Source organism: Acuticoccus sp. (assembly GCF_965213555.1).
Lineage (GTDB): Bacteria > Pseudomonadota > Alphaproteobacteria > Rhizobiales > Amorphaceae > Acuticoccus.
Genome location: NZ_OZ243890.1, coordinates 377783 through 398742, shown reverse-complemented (window position 1 = coordinate 398742; position 20960 = coordinate 377783). Strand labels below are relative to the sequence as shown.

At 67.9% G+C, this 20960-nt stretch carries 18 protein-coding genes, 2 tRNA genes and 1 pseudogene; 9 read left to right on the top strand and 12 right to left on the bottom strand.

From position 1 onward, the window contains the following. The first annotated feature begins 322 nt into the window (after positions 1-322). The 5 genes from ACOOE8_RS02115 to ACOOE8_RS02095 all read left to right on the top strand — a co-directional run bounded on the left by ACOOE8_RS02115 (position 323) and on the right by ACOOE8_RS02095 (position 6866). A complete protein-coding gene (locus tag ACOOE8_RS02115) occupies positions 323-715 on the top strand; it encodes a hypothetical protein (protein WP_420393242.1) in 393 nt (130 codons plus the stop codon). Position 716: 1 nt separating this feature from the next. After that, the gene (locus ACOOE8_RS02110; RefSeq protein ID WP_420393241.1) at positions 717-1733 is read left to right on the top strand and encodes a hypothetical protein; all 1017 of its coding nucleotides are present in this window, start codon (positions 717-719) and stop codon (positions 1731-1733) included. Continuing rightward, complete coding sequence (locus ACOOE8_RS02105) at positions 1733-2059, top strand: hypothetical protein (protein ID WP_420393240.1); 327 nt, start codon at positions 1733-1735, stop codon at positions 2057-2059. Before ACOOE8_RS02110 ends, ACOOE8_RS02105 begins: the two co-directional genes overlap by 1 nt. 32 nt (positions 2060-2091) lie before the next feature. Further along, positions 2092-4977 (top strand): DUF4135 domain-containing protein, encoded by a 2886-nt coding sequence (locus tag ACOOE8_RS02100; protein WP_420393239.1) that lies wholly within the window; start codon positions 2092-2094, stop codon positions 4975-4977. 332 nt (positions 4978-5309) lie between these two features. After that, a complete protein-coding gene (locus ACOOE8_RS02095; protein WP_420394599.1) occupies positions 5310-6866 on the top strand; it encodes a transposase in 1557 nt (518 codons plus the stop codon). Between the two features lie 53 nt (positions 6867-6919). Here the strand turns inward: ACOOE8_RS02095 and ACOOE8_RS02090 are convergent, their stop codons facing one another. Next, positions 6920-8137 (bottom strand): NADP-dependent isocitrate dehydrogenase, encoded by a 1218-nt coding sequence (locus ACOOE8_RS02090; RefSeq protein ID WP_420393238.1) that lies wholly within the window; start codon positions 8135-8137, stop codon positions 6920-6922. A gap of 276 nt (positions 8138-8413) precedes the next feature. On the opposite strand from ACOOE8_RS02090, the gene ACOOE8_RS02085 reads away from it, so the two are divergent. Next, entirely contained in the window at positions 8414-9223 is an 810-nt protein-coding gene (locus ACOOE8_RS02085; RefSeq protein WP_420393237.1) for an RNA methyltransferase, read from the top strand. Between the two features lie 23 nt (positions 9224-9246). Here ACOOE8_RS02085 and ACOOE8_RS02080 read toward each other — a convergent pair whose 3' ends face one another. The 4 genes from ACOOE8_RS02080 to ACOOE8_RS02065 form a co-directional block, all read right to left on the bottom strand. Further along, positions 9247-10005: a 2-keto-4-pentenoate hydratase gene (locus ACOOE8_RS02080; protein ID WP_420393236.1), complete on the bottom strand. Its 759-nt coding sequence runs from the start codon at positions 10003-10005 to the stop codon at positions 9247-9249. A gap of 203 nt (positions 10006-10208) precedes the next feature. Beyond that, positions 10209-11222, bottom strand: a complete 1014-nt coding sequence (locus ACOOE8_RS02075) for an aldose epimerase family protein (RefSeq protein ID WP_420393235.1) — start codon at positions 11220-11222, stop codon at positions 10209-10211. A 7-nt stretch (positions 11223-11229) separates the two neighbouring features. Beyond that, entirely contained in the window at positions 11230-12063 is an 834-nt protein-coding gene (locus ACOOE8_RS02070; RefSeq protein ID WP_420393234.1) for an NAD-dependent epimerase/dehydratase family protein, read from the bottom strand. Between the two features lie 207 nt (positions 12064-12270). Beyond that, a tRNA-Glu gene (locus ACOOE8_RS02065) sits at positions 12271-12346 on the bottom strand. A 108-nt stretch (positions 12347-12454) separates the two neighbouring features. Between ACOOE8_RS02065 and ACOOE8_RS02060 the strand changes: the two genes are divergently transcribed. Together ACOOE8_RS02060 and ACOOE8_RS02055 are read left to right on the top strand one after the other, a co-directional pair. Next, positions 12455-12820, top strand: coding sequence for a DUF6152 family protein (locus ACOOE8_RS02060; protein WP_420393233.1), 366 nt, complete (start codon positions 12455-12457; stop codon positions 12818-12820). A gap of 4 nt (positions 12821-12824) precedes the next feature. Beyond that, complete coding sequence (locus ACOOE8_RS02055; protein WP_420393232.1) at positions 12825-13289, top strand: DUF2214 domain-containing protein; 465 nt, start codon at positions 12825-12827, stop codon at positions 13287-13289. A gap of 8 nt (positions 13290-13297) precedes the next feature. Here the strand turns inward: ACOOE8_RS02055 and ACOOE8_RS02050 are convergent, their stop codons facing one another. The 3 genes and pseudogenes from ACOOE8_RS02050 to ACOOE8_RS02040 form a co-directional block, all read right to left on the bottom strand. After that, a complete protein-coding gene (locus tag ACOOE8_RS02050; RefSeq protein ID WP_420393231.1) occupies positions 13298-13543 on the bottom strand; it encodes a hypothetical protein in 246 nt (81 codons plus the stop codon). Positions 13544-13617: 74 nt separating this feature from the next. After that, positions 13618-13818: pseudogene (locus ACOOE8_RS02045) on the bottom strand (hypothetical protein); the annotation flags it as partial. Between the two features lie 540 nt (positions 13819-14358). Beyond that, positions 14359-14433: transfer RNA gene (locus tag ACOOE8_RS02040), tRNA-Glu, on the bottom strand. Positions 14434-14471: 38 nt separating this feature from the next. On the opposite strand from ACOOE8_RS02040, the gene ACOOE8_RS02035 reads away from it, so the two are divergent. After that, positions 14472-15575, top strand: coding sequence for an ABC transporter ATP-binding protein (locus ACOOE8_RS02035; protein ID WP_420393230.1), 1104 nt, complete (start codon positions 14472-14474; stop codon positions 15573-15575). A 3-nt stretch (positions 15576-15578) separates the two neighbouring features. On the opposite strand, the gene ACOOE8_RS02030 is transcribed toward ACOOE8_RS02035, so the two are convergent. The 4 genes from ACOOE8_RS02030 to ACOOE8_RS02015 all read right to left on the bottom strand — a co-directional run bounded on the left by ACOOE8_RS02030 (position 15579) and on the right by ACOOE8_RS02015 (position 20699). Then, the gene (locus ACOOE8_RS02030) at positions 15579-17012 is read right to left on the bottom strand and encodes an ABC transporter permease (RefSeq protein WP_420393229.1); all 1434 of its coding nucleotides are present in this window, start codon (positions 17010-17012) and stop codon (positions 15579-15581) included. Positions 17013-17274: 262 nt separating this feature from the next. Continuing rightward, on the bottom strand, positions 17275-18246 hold the full coding sequence (locus tag ACOOE8_RS02025; protein WP_420393228.1) for an ABC transporter substrate-binding protein: 972 nt from the start codon (positions 18244-18246) through the stop codon (positions 17275-17277). A gap of 70 nt (positions 18247-18316) precedes the next feature. Then, positions 18317-19300 (bottom strand): lysophospholipid acyltransferase family protein, encoded by a 984-nt coding sequence (locus ACOOE8_RS02020; RefSeq protein WP_420393227.1) that lies wholly within the window; start codon positions 19298-19300, stop codon positions 18317-18319. After that, positions 19290-20699, bottom strand: a complete 1410-nt coding sequence (locus ACOOE8_RS02015; RefSeq protein WP_420393226.1) for a cytochrome P450 — start codon at positions 20697-20699, stop codon at positions 19290-19292. Before ACOOE8_RS02015 ends, ACOOE8_RS02020 begins: the two co-directional genes overlap by 11 nt. Positions 20700-20960: the final 261 nt, after the last annotated feature.

The window sequence follows — 20960 nt, the reverse complement described above, 5'->3', positions numbered from 1 at the left end:
GCGAAGCTCAGAGTGCTATGGCGTAGACGTAGTGCTCATCTTCATCGGCCGTGGCCCGCCATTCGCCGCCCATTGCCGCCTAGCGCCGTCGCACTCACCCAAGGACCGCATAGGCTTCGCTGGTAGCATACGCCGCCTTGGCTTTCTCGACAGTTTTGCGCCCGCCATGTCAGTCGTTCAGTCCGCGGAGCTGGTCCCTGAAAGCTGCCCCTCCAGCGATGATCTGGGGGGGGCATCTCAGTGTCATTTGGATTGACGCAGTTTTTGCATTGTCAGATCAATAGCTATCGCGTATTCTTCACTTTATCATGAGGAGGTAGATTTGTCGCCGAGCCCGCGGAGCGTCTCTCTTTCCATTGTGCCGGATCCTAATGCCTCGCCCACGCGTCACTTCGCGGCACTAGCTTGGTATCCTGGCATCCGCGTGCTTGACTTGCTCGTGCTAGCCGATGCCAGCCTTACCGACAGTTTTACATTTAGAGCTATTTACGGCTCACAATACGGGGTGTTCATCGACCAGTTCGACGGCATAGCCGACGCCCCGGACCGGTTCTGGCTCCTATATATCGATGGCCAACTCGCAGAACGAGGTGTTTCGGAATCGCTCATTATTCGGGATGGCTCCCACGTGGAGTTTCGATTTGAAGTGCCGCCGAAGGAGCATTCTCAATCGACGGCCAAGCTGGCGCTGGCTTCAATGTTGAGCAAAGCCTGAAATGTTTTGGCCGCGCACCTCGACGGCAGAAGTCCTTGATGTGCGCAACCTTTACGAAGCCGGTATCGTCTCGAGACCGCAGGCGATCCGCGCGCTCGTGTCTCTAGGTTATGCCCCCTCGTCGGCCGCGGCGATCTTTGGTGATCCCGGCAGAGCGCGCGCAGCCGCGCTTACGGGCTTGATCGGCGATGGGCCGCCGAACGGCGCCGCAGCCGAGTATGTCCCCAGATACCCGTCCAACGTACGTGTAGACAAAACCGAGAGCCTGTCTCAACGGGTCCGCGACCTTACGGATCTCCTCGAGCGCAGAGTGAGACGGCAAGCGCAGCACCGAAACCTGTTGGTTTATGACGGTTCAATCTTCGACCAACTGGTGCACACATTAATCGCCTCGGTGCTGCCGCATCATTCCTATGAGGTCATTTGCGCTCTCCGTCCCTGTATGGAGGAAGAGCTGCAGAAGGAAGTGAAGACATTTGCCACTCATCACGGCTACGAGACACTCGGCTATAGCGGCGACTGTCAGGTAGACTTCGCCAAACTCCAGATCGCTTCGCCGCGCTGCTCCAACCTAACAGGCCGTATCGCGGCGTTTTTCGACCATGAGGGCGGCGCCCTGTTCGTGGGAGGCGCGTCGACTGACGATCACCTGCTGGAAATAGGCGCGGTCAGTGAATTCTATGGGCGCTCGGTACTGCAGTATGAAGACCTTACGGGGGATGTTCTTTGGGAGACCAGTACTCAGAGTGGCGCTTCCTTTCGCACCGTGTTGCTGCTGCACGGCCTTATGCCCTACGAGATCGTCGCGTGCGCGATCGCGTTGCTGAGCTACCCGCCAAAGCCCTGGCATGTCCCCGAATGCTACCTGCCCTGTTATTCCGAACTCGAGAAACGGAGGGTGCGCACAGTCATAGAACGTTGTTCGCCTGAAATAGAGGAGGCGCTTTGTGAGCAAGGCGGCACCGGCGACAATATGAAGCCGCACCATGTTGCGTGTCACAGCGATCGGAGAGACTAATGTCGAAGGAACAAGACGTACAAGTCGAGATCCTCCGAAAGGCGCGGCGCGACCCGGATTTCCGAGCGGAGCTAAAAGCGGATCCCAAAGCGGCTTTGCAAGCTCATTTCGGGATTGAGGTTTCCGACGAAATCGACATTGAGATCGTAGAGAAGAAGGACTGGCGCTCGGTCGTGCTCGTGCTGCCTCCGCTCGACGAAACCGTCGTCGAGGCTTCGCAACTGGCTGCGGAAGCAAATGTAAGTACGATGTGCACGACCTCGGTTCCAGGTGGCACCTGTTGGCTTCCCACCGTAAATGCTCCGACTTGCCGCGGTTGCAAATAGCTGGCCCCGAGACCGCGTGCGCCGAGCTCGAAGTGGCCGCATCCCTCGATGGCTGGGCGCAAAACGCAGAACTCTCAGACGTTAGGCACGTTATCGGCCGGCTGAACGACTGCAAGTTTGCACCACTTTTGGCACCCATTGCCGCGGGTGCAGTTTCTCAAGTTCGCACCGCGCTTTGCGCTCATTTTCGTCAACCCGTGGCAGAAGGCGCATGGCGCGACCTTATGACGACCCTTGCTCGTCGCTTGACCCAAGCGGCTGAACTGGCGGTTTCAGAAGACTATGACCTCTTCCGATCTGCATCGCCGAGACTTGCCTTTGTTGCCGGCAATCAGGCGGGAGCGGCCACGATCTATACCGAAGCGATCAGCCGCGGCACTTGGGCGGCGCCGCTTCGCGCGGCTCCTGCCGTGGCCAACCTCCTCGCCCAGATGGTACGTCATGAGCAAACGGCCCTATTACGGTTGTTCGCACGTCTTGCGCAAGATCGGCCTCGTCTCGGCCTTGCGGCAAGCGATCCCGTCTCCGCAATAGACAGAGCCGCCGGTGATCAGCATGACGGTGACGCCGTCTCCATCCTGCACTTTGAGTCCAGCACCTGGGTTTACAAGCCAAGGCCCCAACAGCCGGCTGCGCTTTATGCCTCTCTCGCCGCGAAACTAGCCGAACAAGGGCTGAGCATCTTGTCGCCGCGCGTTGTGGTGGGCGAGGGATATGGGTGGTTGGAATTCATGTCACCGGCGACTGATCCGTTCTCAAATTGCCACTGGGCCCGTAGCTACGGTGAATTGGTCGCTGTAGCGTACGCGATTGGGCTCCACGATCTACACCACGAGAACGTTATTTTCTCCGAACGAGGGCCAGTGGTTGTCGATGCGGAGACGCTGCTTGCGCCTGTTCACGCCTTCTCAGGTGATGTCGTCAGCGAGCGGGTCTCTGGCGAGATTTTCGGTGACACTGTCCTCGACAGCGGTCTCTTGCCGCGCTGGGAGGTCTTGCCGGGGGACCGCTTAGTAGATTTCAGCCCCCTTGCAGCGGGTTTTCCCGGCGAACTGGGAGCTGCGACTTGGGCGGGACTTGCGGCGCAGAGATTTTGCGGCCTTTCGGGCGCGGATCGCGAAGCATTCACGACTACAATAAACCAGGGCTTCGAACAGGCTTGGTCGGTACTGCGTACCAATCGAAGCGGATTGCTGAATGCGCTGAGCGGTGAGGCTATGGCAACCCGGATCGTGATACGCTCGACGCATTTTTATCTTCGCGTTCTCCAGGCATCCCTGCATCCAGCACGGTGCGGTTCAGTGGGCGCTCGGCTCGATTTCATCCGCGAGGCGTTGAGGCCGAACCCCAACCATCTGGACAACTTGCGATGGCATTTTGAGTTGGTCGAATGCGAAGCTGAAGCCTTGTTGGCCGGATGCATTCCGATCTTCCATGCACAGGCTTGTGGTTATGATCTGTATTGCGGTGATCGCCTCATCGCGGAGAATTTCTTCAAGCGCACCGGCGTCGGTGGAGTCGTAGCGCGCTTCTCCGCGATCGATGATCCCAGTATGGCGCAGCAGCGGCGGTTGTTGATGAGCGCCTTCTTGCTTCGCTTCCAAGGCTTAAATCCGGCGGAGGTGCCAGCGCCTCAAATCGTCAAGGGGCTACCTCCCAAACCGTTTTCCGCTTCACTGCGCGACATCATTGAAGAGCTGCGGCGCCGGGAGATGCCCGACTCAAGGGGTGAGCCTACTTGGCTTTCGGCAGGGTTGCCTGACGCCGCGTCCCATCTTGCTTATACTCCGCTTGATGTAGGGCTTTATTCCGGCAGATGCGGCGTTTTGTGCTTCCTGACATCCTATCTTCGTTTCCAAACTGACCCTTGGGCAGAGCGCACTGCAAACGCGCTTCGAGTGGCTTTGTTTGCCCATGTTCGCAATAGGGCAGCCGCACGCGAATTCGTCTCCCTTTACGGCGTCGGTGCCGGCTACGGGGCGGGCGCTCTACTTTACACGCTCGCCTTCTCGGCGGACCCGCAAGTTGAGGCGGACGCCAGTGAAGGGGCCGCCAATCTTGTTCAGGCTTTGCATGTCTCGGATCTCGCTGCTCATCCCCTCGAGTTCATCACTGGCCTGTCCGGGCTGATCCTGGGCTTGTTGGCGGCGTATGACCGCTTCGGCGACACGAGCGCCCTGGGGGTTGCTCGCGACGCCGGCGCTATCATGGCCCGACAGATTCGCGACGTCCCAGGCTTGAGTGGCCCTGCAGCCTTACAGAGCGGCATGGCCCACGGCGGGTGCGGCATAGCGCTCGCACTTAATCGGTTGTCGCAGAGGCACTCTGATGCCGAGACCTTAAGAGCGATGGACACCCTTCTTGATGCGCTCGCAAATGAGGCTAGCAGGAGGGAGGCGATGGATCCTGCCGCCAGCACAGGCGATAATGCTACCTGTCACAGCTGGTGTTGGGGTCTGGCTGGCACAATGCACTTAGAATCGGTTTTCAGGGGCCGGGGCCTAAAGCCGCCGACTGCCGCGGCCGCGGAAGCGATCATCCGAACTCTGGTTCAAGGCGGAGCGCTCCCGTTCGACGTGGATCACCTTTGTTGCGGAGCCGCAGGCCTGATCGATGCCTTGCTCGATTGTACAACTCCCGGCGCTGAGGATGCGGCCCAAGCGCTCGCCGCGCAGATGCTTAGCGGCGCCGAAGCGAGAGGTGGATTCCGCTTCTTCCCCAATTCTAGCGTTTCAGTGTTCAACGCTTCAATGTTTCGGGGATTAGCAGGTATTGGCTACACCATCCTCCGGCTGTCCCACCGAGCCATGCTGCCCTCAGTGGCGGTGATGGACCTGAACGGTCCGGATTGGCATCGCTTGCGAGCCCGACCTCACGGATCCGCTACGGGTCGCTCGGGGATTCCCATTCTCCGATAGATGCTAAAGCCGAACACGCAAGCTTGTCATGCAAGATGAGGTAAAGAGCCCACGAAATCCGTCACCTCGCATGGACCATTGGGCGTCCGCTGTTCTGCTTCGCCAGCCGCAAAGCAGCGAGTCCGCTAACCGTGCGCTTCGGTCGCTTATCGTAGTGCTACAGCGAAGGAATAGTTCGCATTTTCATCACGCGTGCCCCGCCACCCTGGAACATGAGTGCGAACGCAGTTTGGCCTGATGCGACGCCATTTGGGGGCGTCAGAACCTGACCCAAGAGGCTCGTTGAGGAGATGCTGCGAGGTCGCGTCGGATAATTCTAAGGCGGTGCGGGCCTGTGGACGGACGAGGATCGCGCGCCTCATCGCCAGCGGGGCTTTCCGAGCAATCTACGCGAGTCGGAATGGGAGCGCCCGGGGCCACCGATCTCGCGGGCCAGACCCGGTGGTCGGCCGCGCAGGACCGCCTCGCACGCGGTCATGAACGCGATCTTCCAACTCCTGCGCGCAGGCTGCCCCTGGCGCCATAGCCCGGGCGGGGACTTCCCGCCGCGGTCGACCGTTCGCAACATCTTTCGCAAGCTCCAGGGCGATGGGACCTGGGAGGGCGATCCGGGCCGAGCTGCACATGGCCCTACGCGAGCGCCCCCGGGCGCGAGGCGAGCCCGGCGCGGCGATCCCTCGATGGCCGGACGGTCGAGGCGGCCGGAACGGGAGCTCGAAGGACGACGAGGTTGGCTACGACGCCGGCAAGCGGGTGAAGGGACGCAGGATCCACGCCTGGTCGACACGAGGGTCTTGCCCTGCGCGTCGTGGTCCACTCGGCTGGGATGCAGGACCGTGACGGCGCCGCACTCGTGCCGTCGCGCATCCGCTGCGCCCGTCGCCCAGCATATCGGCGGTGCCGGTGTAGCTCGATGCTCCGGCGGATCGTCCGTGCGGATGGCGTGTTCAAGCGTCACCGCCTCCCGCAGCAGAGCGCGGAGCGATGCGTGTGGCGGACGGTGCGCAGCCTTACGCTCAAGAAAAGTCCTGCGCGTGGCCGAGCAGGCTCGCCGGACGTCGCGCGGCCGCGAAGACGACGGCGGCTGGGGCAGCGCTGCCTCGATCCTGAGGCCTTCGTCCTCATCGACGAGACCGGCGCTCGCACGAAGATGGCCAGGCTGTACGGCTGGGCGCCCAAGGGAGCCCGCGTGGTCGACGCCGTGCCGCACGGCCATCGGCGCCCCCTACCTTCGTCTGCGGGCTGGCGACGACCGGCCTTGTCGCTCCGCTCGCCTGTCCCGGGCCGATGACGGGGCCGGCCTTCCTCGCCGCCGCCGAGCAGTTCCTCGCAACGGCACGTGCAGCGGGCAGCGTCGTCGTCGTGGACGACCTCACCGTCCACAAGGTCGCCGGCGTGCGCGAGGCGATCGCGGCCGCCGGGAGCACCGTCCTGTCCCTGCCCCTCTTCGGCCGACCCCAACCCGATCGAGACGGTCTTCGCCAAGCCCCAAGGGCTTGCTGCGCGGACGCCGGGAGGACCTTCGGACCGCGACCGGCAACCGGTGCAGCAACCCGGTCCGACCGGATGCCAACGCTCCCTCGAGCACGCCGGCGATCTACGGTCATGAGGAAGCGCTGCCAGCTCGCAGACGGTACGATCTCGAAGGCGGCCGTCAGCCCTCCGTCGTTTCACGAACGGGAGTTCCGCCATCTCGTTGGTGTCGAGCTTGGCGGCGGGACGGGCGGAGATGGCTTGCCGATGCTCGGGCCCGCATGCGCTGCAGCAGCCCGTGCCCCGGGGCCGATGTCGTCCGCTCGTCGCTCACGGGCGGCCGTCACGGCGACCTCGACGTGCCCTCCGGACCGTGCCGCCGAACCGTGCCTCCCGGCCCCGCCGTCGCCGGGTGAGCGACGGCGGGGCCGCGTTTCCCAGCACGGCATCGTCCGCCGCCGCTGGCCGGTCAGGCCAGGGCCATCTCGCGCTCCAGCCGGCCGGCGACGGTGTCGAGGAAGCCCGTCGTCGACTCCCACCCCTGGTCCGCGCCCACGAGGAGCGCGAGGTCCTTCGTCATGTGCCCGTCCTCGATGGCGCCGACGGTGGCACGCTCCAGCGTCGCGGCGAACTGTGCAAGGTCGTCATTGCCGTCGAGCTTGGCCCTGTGGGCGAGCCCGCGCGACCAGGCGAAGATCGACGCGGTCGAGTTCGTCGAGGTCTGCTCGCCGCGCTGATGCTGGCGGAAGTGCCGGGTGACGGTGCCGTGCGCGGCCTCCGACTCCACGGTCTGCCCGTCCGGCGTCATCAGCACCGAGGTCATGAGGCCAAGCGATCCGAACCCCTGGGCCACCGTGTCGGACTGCACGTCCCCGTCGTAGTTCTTGCACGCCCAGACGTAGCCGCCGGACCACTTCATCGCGGACGCCACCATGTCGTCGATCAGGCGGTGCTCGTAGGTGATCCCCTTCGCTTCGAACTTGTCCTTGAACTCAGCGTCGTAGACGTCCTGGAAGATGTCCTTGAAGCGACCGTCGTAGACCTTCATGATCGTGTTCTTGGTCGACATGTAGACCGGGTAACCCCGGTTCAACCCGTAGTTGAAGGACGCACGCGCGAAGTCGACGATGGACGGGTCGATGTTGTACATCGCCATGGCGACGCCCGGGTCGGCGAACTCGTAGACCTCGTGCACCTCTGGCTCACCGTTCGCCGGCGTGAACGTCAGCGTGAGCTTGCCGGGCGAAGACACCTTGATGTCGGTGGAGCGGTACTGGTCGCCGAAGGCGTGGCGGCCGATGATGATCGGCTCCGTCCAGCCGGGGACGAGGCGGGGCACGTTGCGGCAGATGATCGGCTCGCGGAAGATGACGCCGCCCAAAATGTTGCGGATCGTCCCGTTCGGCGAGCGCCACATCTTCTTGAGGCCGAACTCCTCTACTCGTGCCTCGTCCGGCGTGATGGTCGCGCACTTCACCCCGACGCCGTGCCGCTTGATCGCGTTCGCCGCGTCGATGGTCACTTGATCTTCGGTTTCGTCACGGTGCTCGACGCTGAGGTCGTAGTACTCGAGCTCGACATCAAGGTAGGGATGGACCAGTTTGTCCTTAATGTACTGCCAGATGATCCGCGTCATCTCATCCCCATCGAGTTCAACGACGGGGTTCGCAACTTTGATCTTCGCCATTCCCGGGCCTTCTACCATCGGAGCGCGCAACCACACGCGGTTCACCCTAGAGGGCCTTAGCACGCAGCCCGATGGCAAGGAAGGTTCGCGCCGTCCTGTTCGGCGACGGCGCGTGGCTTCACCCAGCGTTGGCCGGCGCCGCGGCGGCATCGAGGGCCGCCCCTGCAGGATGCCCGGCCCCCGCGCTGGCGTCGCCGCTGGCGCCCTCCACGACGCCGGAGGCGGGCCCGCGAAGTGTCGCGTGCTTCCCCGGGGGAACGGGGCTAGAGCGAGGGGATGAGCGCTCCCGACCTCCCGTCGCCGTCGCCGTCGCCGTCCGCGCCCGCCGTCGTCCTCGTCGCGCCGCAGCTTGGCGAGAACATCGGCACCGCGGCGCGGGCGATGGCGAACTTCGGCCTCACGGACCTTCGCCTCGTCGCGCCGCGCGACGGCTGGCCGAGCGAGAGGGCGCGCGCGGCCGCCTCCGGTGCCGACCACGTCGTCGACGCGGCGAGGGTCTACGACGACCTCGACGCCGCCATCGCGGACCTGACCTTCGTCATCGCCACCACGCGGCGCCCGCGCGACATGACCAAGCGGGTCGAGGGTCCCGCCGATGGCCTCGCCGAACTCGTGGGCGCGAGCGCAGCCGGGCGGACCGGCATCCTGTTCGGTCGCGAGCGCTGGGGGCTGCAGAACGATGAGGTGGCGCGCGCGAACATCATCGTCACGTTCCCCGTCGACGCCCGCTTCGCCTCGCTCAACATCGCGCAGTCCGTCCTGCTGATGGCCTACGAGTGGCGTCGCGTGGCGCTCGGCGCGGCACCGCCGCCGCCGCCACGACAACCACCCGCCACACGCGAGGACGTGACGGGGTTGTGCTCGCACCTCGTGTCGCTGCTGCGCGCGACGGGCTACTTCCGGCCGCCGCACATGGCCGAGCGCATGGAGCGCAACCTCGTCACCATCATGTCCGACGCGAGGTGGGACCGCCAGCAGGTGCGCACCCTGCGCGGCGTGCTCGCGCACCTCGACCCGCGAGGGCGCGCACGGGCTGATCCGCCGTCGCCGGACGAGGAGGCGGTCGGCCGAACCGCCGATACTTGATGAACGGCGTCACCGCCGCGGCGTCAGGCTCGCGGCTCCGCGAGCTTGCAAGAGACGCGGCCGATCCCCTCGAAGGTCGCCACGAGCTCGCCGGGCCCGCTCCGCGTCGGCGGCGTGTGCGTCCCCGTGGTGATGAAGGAGCCACTTTCCAGGTGATGGCCTCGCTCGGTCACGAAGCGCGACAGGAACGCCACGACGGCGAGGGGATCGGGCCGCGCGTCGGCGGGCAGCCCCTCGACGATCGAGCCGTCCCCGAGCTTGAGGGAGACCGCCGCCCTGCGCGCGTCGGCAAGCCCCGCGATGGGCTGAAGCTCGCCGATCACCAACGCGCCGCACGAGTTGAGGTCGACGATGATCGAGGGCACGCCCACCGCTGGCTTGTCGGCGTAACGCGTGTCGGCGACCTCGATGGCGAGCCGGAAGCCGGCCGCGCGCTCGCGCACGCCGTCGGCGGACACGGGCTCGCGGATCTCGTCACCGAGCTCGATGACGATCTCGGCCTCACCCTCCGGCTTGTAGAACTTGCGCTCGGGGAACGTCGTGTCGTCCTGCACGATCATGCCGCTGAGCAACGGGGCGACGGTGGGAGCGTCGATGCCAGCGGCCTTCTGAGCGCCCGGCGTCGTCTGCGCCAGCTTCCAGCCGATCACGAGCTCGCCGAGGGCGTCGCGGACCTCCTCCTGCAGGGCGTAGGCGGCGGCCACGTCCTTCGGCGGGTTGTCGAGCCCGGCGAGCGGACCCTCTCCACGGATGGCGGCGACGATGCGGTCGATGTCGGTCATGGGGAATGCTCGTAGGCTGGTCGAACTCAAATCAAGGGAGCGCAGCGCGTCGCTCGCGTTGACCGTGACCGCTGCCAGCGCCGCCACCGAACACAGCGTGCGGGCCGACGCCCGTGGCATCCAGGCTGCCCGCGCTCGGTCGCACTCCCAATGGATCGGCGGTACAGGACGCGACACCGCAACGCAAGCAAGCTCAGCCCGCCTCACGCTGGGACGATGGTGACCGCGGTCACCTGACGGTAGGGACGGTCCGGCGTCACGACGACGGACGGGAACCCCTCGTGGTTGACCGCGTTCGGCCAGTCCTGCGCCTCGAGCGCCACGGCGCACCGCGGGCCGTAGCGCTCCCCGTCGAGGCCCGGCATCGCCACGGGCGGCATGTCGTAAGCGTTGTAGACCTGGAGGCCCGGACGGTCGGTGACGAGCGTCAGCGCGAGGTCGCGGCCGGTCAGCGTGGCGGCGGGAGCTGCGCCGGTCAGGCAGAAGTTGTCGTCGAGGTCGAGGTTGCCGATGGGACGCTCCGTGCGGAAGTCGAGCGGCGTCCCATCCACGGGGACGACCTCACCGGTCGCGACCTTGTCGGCGTCCTTCAGCGTCACGCGGTCGGTGGCGACAGCGAGCCGATGCTCCCGCGTGGGGCCGCCGAGCCGATAGTACGAGTGCTGCGCCAGCGCGATGGGCGTCGCGCGGTCGGGAACCGCGGTCATCGCGAAGGTGACGGCATGTTCGTCGAGGGTGATCTCAACCCCCACGTCGACCGCGCCGGGATAGCCCATCGCGCCGTCGGGGCTGCGGAGGCTGAGCCGCGCCGCGCGGTCGTCCGCATCGAGCCGCCAGAGGCTGCGACCGAACCCCTCGGAGCCGCCGTGGATGTGATGACGACCCTTGTTGCGATCGAGGGCATAGGTCCGCCCCTCCAGCGTGAAGCGCGCGTCGCGCACGCGGTTGGCGAGGCGCCCGGCGATGATGCCGAAGGAGCGGCTGTGCTCGGGGTAGGGCGCGAACGCCTCGAACCCCAGCGTCGCCTGGCGCGGCATGCCGTCGGCGCCGGGCACCGTCCAGCTTTGGATCACCGCCCCATAGGAGAGGATGTTGACCGCGACGCCCGCATCGGAGGTCAGCGTCGCCCGGTAGACCGGCTCGTCGCGGAACGTGCCGAAGCGCTCGACCGGCACGTCATGCCCGGCGCGCCGCGACGGCGCGGACGCGTGCCGCATCGGCCATTCAGCGCGTCAGCCGTGCGGACAGCGAGCGGTCGAGGTCGCCCGCAAAGCCGTCCGAGCAGAAGCCGCCGCCCTGAAAGCGGTCACCGACGGGGTCCGGCTGGAGCTTCGCCTGCTCGGCCATGGCGAAGTCGACGTGGTCCTCGGCGCGGTGCTGGGGGGCGTAGCCGAGCGCGTAGGCGGCGGAGTTGTCCCACCAGGAGCGCTCGTTGTGCGAGGCGCCGTAGACGATGGCATGGTGCACGTCCGGGTGCTCCAGCCCAATGGTAATAAGCTGCGCGAGGTCCTCGGGGTGCTGCCAGATGGAAAGGCGCCGGTGGTCGGCGGGGCGCGCGGCGATGTTGCCGATGCGGATCGACATGACGCGCACGCCGAACTTGTCGGCAAAGAGTGAGCCGAGCGCCTCGCCGAACGCCTTCGACACGCCGTAGAACCCGTCCGGCCGCACCGCCTCGTCGACGCCGATCCGCCGGGTGCGCGGATAGAACCCGATCGCGTGGTTGGAGGAGGCGAACACGATGCGCGGCACGCCCGCGTCGCGAGCGGCGGCGTAGGCGTTGTACAGGCCCTCGATGTTGGCGGCGTGCACGGTCGGCCAGTCCGCCTCCACCGACTGCCCGCCGAGGTGGAGGAGCCCGTCCGCGCCCGCCATCAGCGCGGCCATCGCATCGGGGTCGGTGAGGTCGGCCTCGCGCCACTCCTCCTGCGGCGCGAGGTCGTCCGGCGCTGCGGAGCGGTCGGACAGGACGAGCTTGTAGCGCTCGCGCAGGAGCGGCCGCAGCATGCCAGCGACGCCGCCAGCGGCGCCCGTCATCACGATGGTCTTGTCCGGCATGGTTCCCTCGCGCGCACGTCCGCTTCGGTAGCGCAGCCATCCGTCCGAACGCAATCGCCGGGCAGGTGCCGCGAGTCGGCCGCGCTGGTCGTCAAGGGGAGGACGTCGTCACGCGGATCGAGCGGCCCGAGGTTTGGAAACCGCGCCCTCGCGAAGTTGGACACAGTAGGGCAAGTCCGCTGACTTCGCCGGCAGTTTGGCGAAGGGTGGCACGCCCTAGGGGACTCGAACCCCTGTTTCCGCCGTGAGAGGGCGGCGTCCTGGGCCACTAGACGAAGGGCGCGTGCGATGTCGCAGATAGAGGGTTTTGCCGCGCTCGCCAAGGGGGGCGATGGTGTTGGCGCGGCGGACCTGTGGCACTACCTCCGGCGCAACCCATGAGGAGGTCTTCATGATCACCCGACGCATCGCCGCGGCGAGCTTCTTCGCGCTGCTCGCCGCGCCCGCCGCCCTCGCGCATCACGGCTGGAGCTGGACTACGGGAGGCAACATCGAGCTTACCGGCGTCATCCGCTCGGCCGCGCTCGGCAACCCGCACGGCGTCCTCGAGGTGGACGTCGACGGCGAGGTGTGGACCGTCGAGGTGGGCCAGCCCTGGCGCAACGCCCGCGCTGGGCTGACGGACGGTGACTTCGCCGAGGGCGTCGAGCTGACTGCGGAGGGCGAGCCGGCCGCCGCCTCGTCCGAGCGGCTGCTCAAGGCCGAGCGCCTGACCATCGCGGGCACCCTTTACGAGCTCTACCCCGAGCGCAGCTGACGCGATGGAGGGGGTGCTCGAGGCGGTGGAGGCGCTCGCGCCCGTCGCCTGGGTGCGCACCTCCCGCTGGGGCTACGCGGCGCTCAATGCGACGCACATCCTCGCCATCGCGCTGCTCGTCGGCGCGATGGTGCCGCTGAACCTCGTCCGCCTCGGGCTGGTGCGGGCGTCCCACGCCCACGCTGCGCAGCTTCTGACCCCGTTCGCCGCCGCTGGACTCGCATTGGCGATCCTCACCGGCGGGGCGTTGTTTGCCGTGCGAGCCAGCGAGTACGCGGCGCTCACCGTGGTGCAGGCGAAGCTCGCGCTCGTCGCCGTCGGCGCCCTCTCGGCGGTCTCGCTCCACCTCGCCTACGGGGCGTCCATCGAGCGCGCGTCACCGACGCGACGCGCGGCGCACGCCGGAGCCTCGCTCCTCCTGTGGCTTGCGGTGCTGGCCCTCGGCCGCCTCATCGCCTTCGCCGGGTGACGTTCGGCTCAGCCGAGCCCGGCTTCGAACTCATCGACGGTCAATCCAAGGAAGGTCGCCGAGCCGTGATTCCAGCGCACGGTCACGGAGTCATCAACCGCCTCGACTGAAAGCGTAGGATCACCCTTCAAGCGCAACACGTCGACGCCTGCCTCGAAGTCGACGACAACATCATGGCCGCCTCGACCGAGGATGAAAACGTCCTGCCCAGCACCCCCGCGCATCGTATCGTCGCCGTTCCCGCCGTCGAGCACGTCGTTGCCGCCATGGCCAAACAGGCGGTCGTCGTCAGGCCGAGCAGCCGATCCCTGCCGGCCAGCCCCTTCAGGACGTCGTCCCCGCCGCCTCCAGCCAGCCAGTCGGCTGTTGCCGACGAGGACGTCGTCGTCACGCCCGCCGTCGAGGAGGTCCGCACGCTACCGCCGAACAGCGTGTCCTCGCCGTCTCCGCCAAGAAGTCGGTCGCTGCCGGATCCGCCGACGGCGAGGTCTGGCCGCTGCCGAGGAAGTTGTCGGTGTGTCGCCGCCACCCAGGTAGGAACTTTTCGTTGCCCCGCAACTGGATGCGCACGCGCTTCCTAGCTTGTGAAGGTGAACTCCGACAGGACGAAAGTCGACCGGTTGCCGGGTGCGTACCTCCAGTCGAGCCCCGTCAGCAGGCGCTCTACCGCGCTGCTATCACGGACCGAGCCGCTTCCACGAATCAACGTCGCCGTCACGCCGAGGTCCTCGATCTTGAGAAGCGTCTCCCCGCGATCTCGATAAGGTCGATGCGACCGCCAACAGGTGCTCTGACGCCTTGCACGGTCGTCGTCAAGTCGAACCCCTCGCCCTCGACGCGAAGGTCGATGACGCCATTGGTCCCAACTCAGATCCGCTCGGCGAACGTTAAGCTCGGCACCGAAAAGGAGGATCTGAAAGGCGTCGACCACGCGAGAAGATCGCTCGCAGTGTTTGGTCCGAACGAAATCTGGCATCTCTGCTCCTGACGTGCCCAACGTAAGAGCGAACCGTAGCCATGGCTACAAAAATAAACTTGCGCGAAGATTGCGGTGCGGCGGCTCACGCGGTGGCACGCCCTACGGGAATCGAACCCGTCTTTCCAGATTGAAAATCTGGCGTCCTAACCGATAGACGAAGGGCGCTCGGCCGACGGCCCGCGGGTTATAAGGACGCCGATCCCATGAGACAAGATCGGGGCCGGCGGCCCGGCGTTGGGCGTTCGGCCGTGCCCGGTGCGGGCGGGGAGGGCATCTCGCTCGCCCATGTCACCAAGCGCTTCGGGACGACGCTCGCGGTCGACGACGTGACGCTGACCATCGAGGCGGGCGAGTTCTTCGCGGTGCTCGGCCCCTCCGGCTGCGGCAAGTCGACGTTGCTGCGCCTCGTCGCGGGCCTCGAGACCCTGGACGCCGGGACCATCGCGCTCGCCGGGGAGGCGGTGGCCGGGCCGGGACGGCACCGTCCGCCCGAGGCGCGCGGCGTCGCCGTCGTGTTCCAGTCCTACGCGCTGTGGCCGCACATGAGCGTCGCGCAGAACGTCGCGTTCGTGGCGCAGTCGGCGGGGCTCGCGCGCAGCGAGGTGCGCGAGGTCACATTGCGGGCATTGGAGGCGGTGTCGCTCTCCGCGCTCGCAGATCGGCGTCCGGCGTCGCTGTCCGGCGGGCAGCAGCAGCGCGTGGCGCTCGCCAGGTGCCTCGCCTCGCGGGCGCGCACCGTCCTCATGGACGAGCCGCTCGCCAACCTCGACCCGCACCTGAGGGGCGCGATGGAGGCCGAGCTCGCCCGCGTCCACGCCGCCTCGGGCGCGACGACGCTCTACATCACCCACGATCAGCGCGAGGCGATGGCGCTCGCGACGCGCATCGCCGTCATGGAGGCCGGCCGCGTGCTGCAGGTCGCTGATCCGGTGGCGCTCTACGAGCGGCCGGCGAGCGCCGCGGTGGCGCGCTTCATCGGCCGCGGCGCGCTGGTCCCCGCGACGGTCGAGGCCGCGACGGGCAGCCAGGCGAGCGTGCGCCTCGGCGGCGAGGCCGTCACCGTCGCCGCGCCCCGGGGCACTCGCCCGGGCATGGCGACCGTTCTCGTGCGGCCGGAACAGGTGCGCTTCACCCCGGACGGACCCTTCGAGGCACGCGTGGCGGCGACGGCCTACCGGGGCGGCGGCTACGAGGTGACGCTGGCCACCGATGGCCTGCCCGCCTTCGAGGCCATGGTCCCGACGCCGCCGGACGGGTCGTTCGTTCGGTTCGTCGTCGACGGCGGGTGGGTCCTGCCTACCCCATGAGGCTCAACGCCACGGCACCGCGCCCTGGGGCAGGTGGCGGCCGAGTCGATCGAGCGCCAGCATCAACAGGACGGTCGCCGCGACGGTGACCGCCGACATGGCGGCGGCGAGCGTCGTGTAGCCGCCGTCCTCGTAGTTGAAGATCGTCGTGCCGATGGTCTCGTTGCCCGACGACCACAGGAGGGCCGACACGGTGATCTCGTTGTACGCCGTGAGGAAGACGAGGATCGCGGCGGACGCCGCCGCCGGCGCGACGAGCGGCGCGAACACGCGCGCCATGCGCCGCCCATAGGACGCACCGGCGACCCGTGCCGCATCGTCGAGGGCCGGGTCGAGCTGGGCGAACGCGGCCGACACCGGCTTCACCGCGATGGCGAGGAACGCGGTGACGTAGGCAAGCGCGATGATGAGGAGCGTGTTGTAGAGGGACACGCCAAGGATCGGCAGCGGCCGCAGGAAGGTCAGGATGAACGCGATGGACACCACGATGCCCGGGATCGCGTAGGCGAGGTCGCCGAGGGCCTCCGCGCCGCGGCCGACGCCGCGCCGCACGCGGTGCGTGCGGGTGACGAGGTGGCCGATCACCACGGCGAGGGCGGCGAGCACCAGCGCCGCCCCGCCAGCCGCCACGGTGGAGTTGGCGAACGCGCGCACCGTCACACCCTGGCGCACCAGGATCTCCGCGAAGTTGTCGAGCGTCACCGTCGCCGCCGTGAGCGGCAGGCCGTAGGTGCGCACCAGCGCGGTGGCGAGGAGCGCGGCGAGGGGCAGGACGAGGACCACGGCGATGAAGGCCCACAGCGCCCCCTCCACGGGGAGCCGCGCGGAACCGAGCCGCACGCCGAGTGGCGGCCGCGGCGGACCGATCAGCGCGGCTCGGCCGAGCCGTTGGAGGAGCGCGGTCACGGCGACCGCGATCACCGCGACGCCCGCCATGATCGCGGCGATCACCGCGACGCCCTCCAGGATCGACACGCCGAAGCTCGCCATGCGCTGCCACATCAGCACGGGGAGCGTGGTGTAGCGCCCCGGGATGCCGAGCAGCGCAGGGATCCCGAAATTCTTCAGCGCCGACACGAACGCCAGCGCGAAGCCGGCGACGAGGGACGGTGCGAGGAGGGGGAGGATCACCCGTCGCAGCACCCGCGTCGGCGCCGCGCCCGCGACGCGCGCCGCGTCCGACAGCTCGCGCGGCTGCGCCCGCAGCGCCGCGCGCACCACCAGGAAGACGAGCGGCGCGTGCTGGATGGTGAGGAGCAGGATCACCCCCTCGCGCGAGTAGAGCGGGTGCGTCGTGCCGATCTCCGGCGCGAGGCCGACGGAGCGCAGGAGCGGGCTCGACGGCCCCAGCGTCTGGATCCAGGCGATCGCCGTGACGTGCGGCGGGATCATCATCGGCAAGAGGACGAGGAAGACGAGGAGCCCCTTGGCGCGCACGTCGGTCAGGCCGACAACGAGCGCGAGGAGCGTGCCGATGGCGGTGGCCGCGAGCGCCGACCACAGCGAGGAGTCGAGGCTGTTGATGAGCGCGCGCCGCGTGGACCCGCTCGCGAGCGCGTCGGCGAGCGGCGCGAGGCTCAGCTCGCCGTCCGGCGCGAGGCCCGCGGCGAAGAGGTTCGCCAGCGGCAGGACGAACAGGACCGCCGCGACGAGGACGACGGCGGTGAGGGCAAGCGCCTCCCCGCCGGGCCGGACGACGTCAGCCCCCGAAGATCTCCTGGAAGCGCATCTTCATCTCGCCATCGTCTCGCAGCGCCTGCTGGGGATCGAAATCCATCAGCTTGATCTCCGAGCGCGGCGGGAAGCCCGCGGGCGCCGCGACGTCCGGATGGGCGGGCAGGTAGCCCTGGGCGGCGGCGAGCTCCTGCCCCTGCGGGGAGAGGAGGAAGTCGACGAACGCCTTCGCTGCCTCGACGTTCTGCGCCGTGGATAGGATCGCGACCGGCTCGGTGACGTAGGAGACGCCCTCGGGCGGGAACACGAAGTCCACCGGCGCACCGTCCTCGCGGTTGCGGATGGCGAGGAAGTCGACCAGGAAGCCGTAGAGCTTCTCGCCGCCGGCGACGGCCTTGTAGACGCCGCCGTTGCCTCCGTCGGCCAGGGTGTCCTGCTCGGCGAGGCCCTCGTAGTACTCCCATCCGAGCTCGGCATCGCCGGTCAGCGTCGCCATGGTGATGGTCGCCGCACCCGATGTGAGCGGCGAGGGGATCATGATCTTGCCCTCGGCCTCTGGCTTCAACAGATCCTCGTAGGTGGTGGGGACCATCTCGGCACCGGTGTTGTAGACGATGCCGGTCGTGATGAGCTTGGTGGAGAAGTAGTGCCCCTCCTCGTCCATCAGCTCGGGGTCGTAGGCGGAGGTTTCGGCCTCCTTGTAGGCCATCAGGCGCCCGTCCGCTTCGAGCGCTTCCATCGTCACAGTGTCAGCGATGAGGAGGACGTCGGGCTGCGGTGCGCCTGCGGCGAACTCCGACTCAAGCTTCGCCATCACCTTCGTCGTGCCGTCGCGGAAGAACTCCACCTCGACGCCCGGATGGGCGGCACGGAACGCGTCGACGGTCGCCTGCGCGTCCTCGTTGGGCTGGGAGGTGTAGAGCACGAGGTTGCCGGACGGCTGGGCGAGGGCGCTGCCGGCGAGCAGCGTCGCGGCGGCGACGAGGGCGATGCGCATCTTTGGAACTCCGATGGTTTTCGCCGTTGTGCCGGCACGACGTGTCGGTCCGATGACAGCGCAGCAGGGCTCACAGGCGCAGCTTGTGAAGCATGTACCACTGGTCGAGGTGGGCCCTGACGTGGGGCTCGTAGATGCCGTTGAGCGCGCCCGCGGCCTGGCCGAGGCCCTCTTCGCCGGGCCGCACCTCGATCGCGGGCCGGTAGGCGAACGCATGCGTCGAGGGTCCGGTGCGGGCGATGACGACTGGCAGGACGATCCCTCCTGCGCGCTGGGCTACGCGGAGGGCGAAGGCGAAGTTGCAGCGCTCCGGCACGCTGCGGCCGAACAGCGGGAACTTGACGGTCCCCTCCGACGGCTCGTCCACCACGAGGACGATGAACTGCCCAGGCTCCTTCAACACGCGGTAGAGCCGCGGAGCGAGCTGCGGCGTCGCCGGGAGCGCCTTGATGTCGAGGCGGCGCCGCGTGCGGGCGACGATGCGGTTCTCGAACCGGTTCGACTGGGGCGCCCACGCCCCCGAGCCGCGGTTGAAGAGGTGCCGTGAGGAGAAGTACGAGACGAGCTCCCACGTCCCGGTGTGCACGGTGACGACGACGAGGGGCCGACCATCGTGGCGGGCGGCCTCCATCGCCTCGCGACCCGTCACCTGCGTGTGGCGCGTCGCGATCGCCTCGAGGTTCGCGAAGTCGCTCATGGTCCGCCCGGTGCTCGCGAACCAGCGGCGCACGAAAGCCTCGCGCGCCTCGTCGTCGCCAAGCGTGGGGTCGAGGACCGCGGCGTGGGCCTTCATCCGCTGAACGAAGGGGGCCTCGCCGTAGTACCGCCGCGAGAAGGTGCCCGCCACGCGGCCGCCGAGTGAGGCTGCGGCTGGCGGAGGGAGCACGCCGAACAGGGCGTTCAACGCGACCTTGCCGCCGCCGAACACGCGGTCCGTCAGGTGGTAGCGGCGTGCGGCCCGTCCGGTGGGGCCGCTCTTAAGCGCCTCGGTGATGGGCGGGGCGGTGGGCTCGGGGGCGAAGGTCCACTCCCAGGGGATGTCGTCACGCCGCACGGCGTTCGTGCACCGTCATGGGGAGCGGCGCGCTGGGCCGCAGCGTGAGGCGGCAGTCGACCTCGACCTCCGCACCCTCCGCCAACCTCACCTCGAACGACTGGAGGAGCGCCGCAAGGCAGATGGTCGCCTCGGTCATCGCGAACGTCATGCCGGGGCACACACGAGGGCCGCTCGCGAACGGGATGTTGGCATACTTGTTGGGCCGCGGGGCGACGGCCTCGTCGAAGCGCTCGGGGACGAAGTGATCGGGCATCGACCACAGGTCGCGGTTGCGATGCATGAGCCACGGCGCGATGATGAGGACGTCACCGGGCGCCACGTCGCGTCCCATGACCGTACCGGCGGCGCTGGCGGTGCGCCCGAGGAGGGGGACGGGCGGGTAGAGCCGCAGCGTCTCCTCGAGCACCATGCGGGTGTAGACGAGCCTCGGGACGTCGGCGAGGTCCGGCAGGCGGCCGCCCAGCACGCAATCGAGCTCGGCGAGGAGCTTGCCGCGCACGCGCGAGCTTTGTGACACGAGGTAGATCGCCCACGCGAGCGTGTTCGCCGTCGTCTCGTGCCCCGCCATGAAGATGACGATCGCCTCGTTACGGATCGCCCGCCTCGACAGCGGCCGGCCGGCGGTGTCGCGCGCGGCGAAGAGCTGGCCGATGACGGCATGCGCGTCGGTCCCCCCCGCCTCGAAGCGCGCGATGATGCCGTCGATCACCCGGTGGACGCGGTCGCGGGCGCGACGCGTCCTGCGGCTTCGCGGTCGGGGCATCCAGTCCGGCAGTCCGAGGAGGGTCAATGGGTCGAACAGCTGCACCGCACGCTGGTACTGCGCGAACCCTGCGATGATCTCGTGCGTGTTCTCGCGGCCGAGCCGGCTCCCGAAGACGGTGCGGCAGATGATCTCGGCGGTGAGCTCACCCATCTCGAACAGCAGGTCGACGGTCGCGCCGTCGCCCGCCGCCCGCCAGTGCGCGCACCACTCGCCGGCGACCTCGCGCATCACGGGGGCGAACGTGTGGATGTTGCGACCGTGGACGATGGGCGCCACGATCGCCCGCCGCTCCGCCCACGTCGTGCCGTCCGAGACGAACAGCCCGTCCCCGAGCAACGGCGCCAGCGAGTGCCGCATGGGCGGGGACTTCTTCTCGAAGGTCGCGTGCTGGCGGTGCAGCGTCTCACGCACGCCGTCCGGGTGGTTGCAGACGTGCAGCGTCTGGCCGAGGAAGCCTTGACGGATGCGTCGGGTGGCGAAGTCCTTCTCCTGGAACACTGCGAGCACGTTCGTCCAGACCAGGAGGATCTGCCGCCACACCCCGATGCGACCAGGGTGGCGCGGGGGGTGCGGAGGCACGATGCTGTCGGCGAGTCCGTGCGCCGCGATCGTCTCCGGCGACAGGTGCAACGGTCCACCCTCCTCGCGACGCGCGTTGTTGCCACGGCGTCGGCCGGCCGACAAGCGGCTCGGTTGACGCTCGGACCCGCCACCGTTATCTCGCAAGCTCTCTTACGAGGGAAACTGCGCACCCGCGGGCTTCGGCGACGCTTGCCGCCAAGGCCCTGTCGGCGCGCCGCGCTCCCGCCGGCCGCGGGTCGGTGACGCGCGGTCGCAAAGGAGGGGCGTCTTCGCCGGCCGTGCCGGCAGCGTCCGGGATGGGCCCGGTCG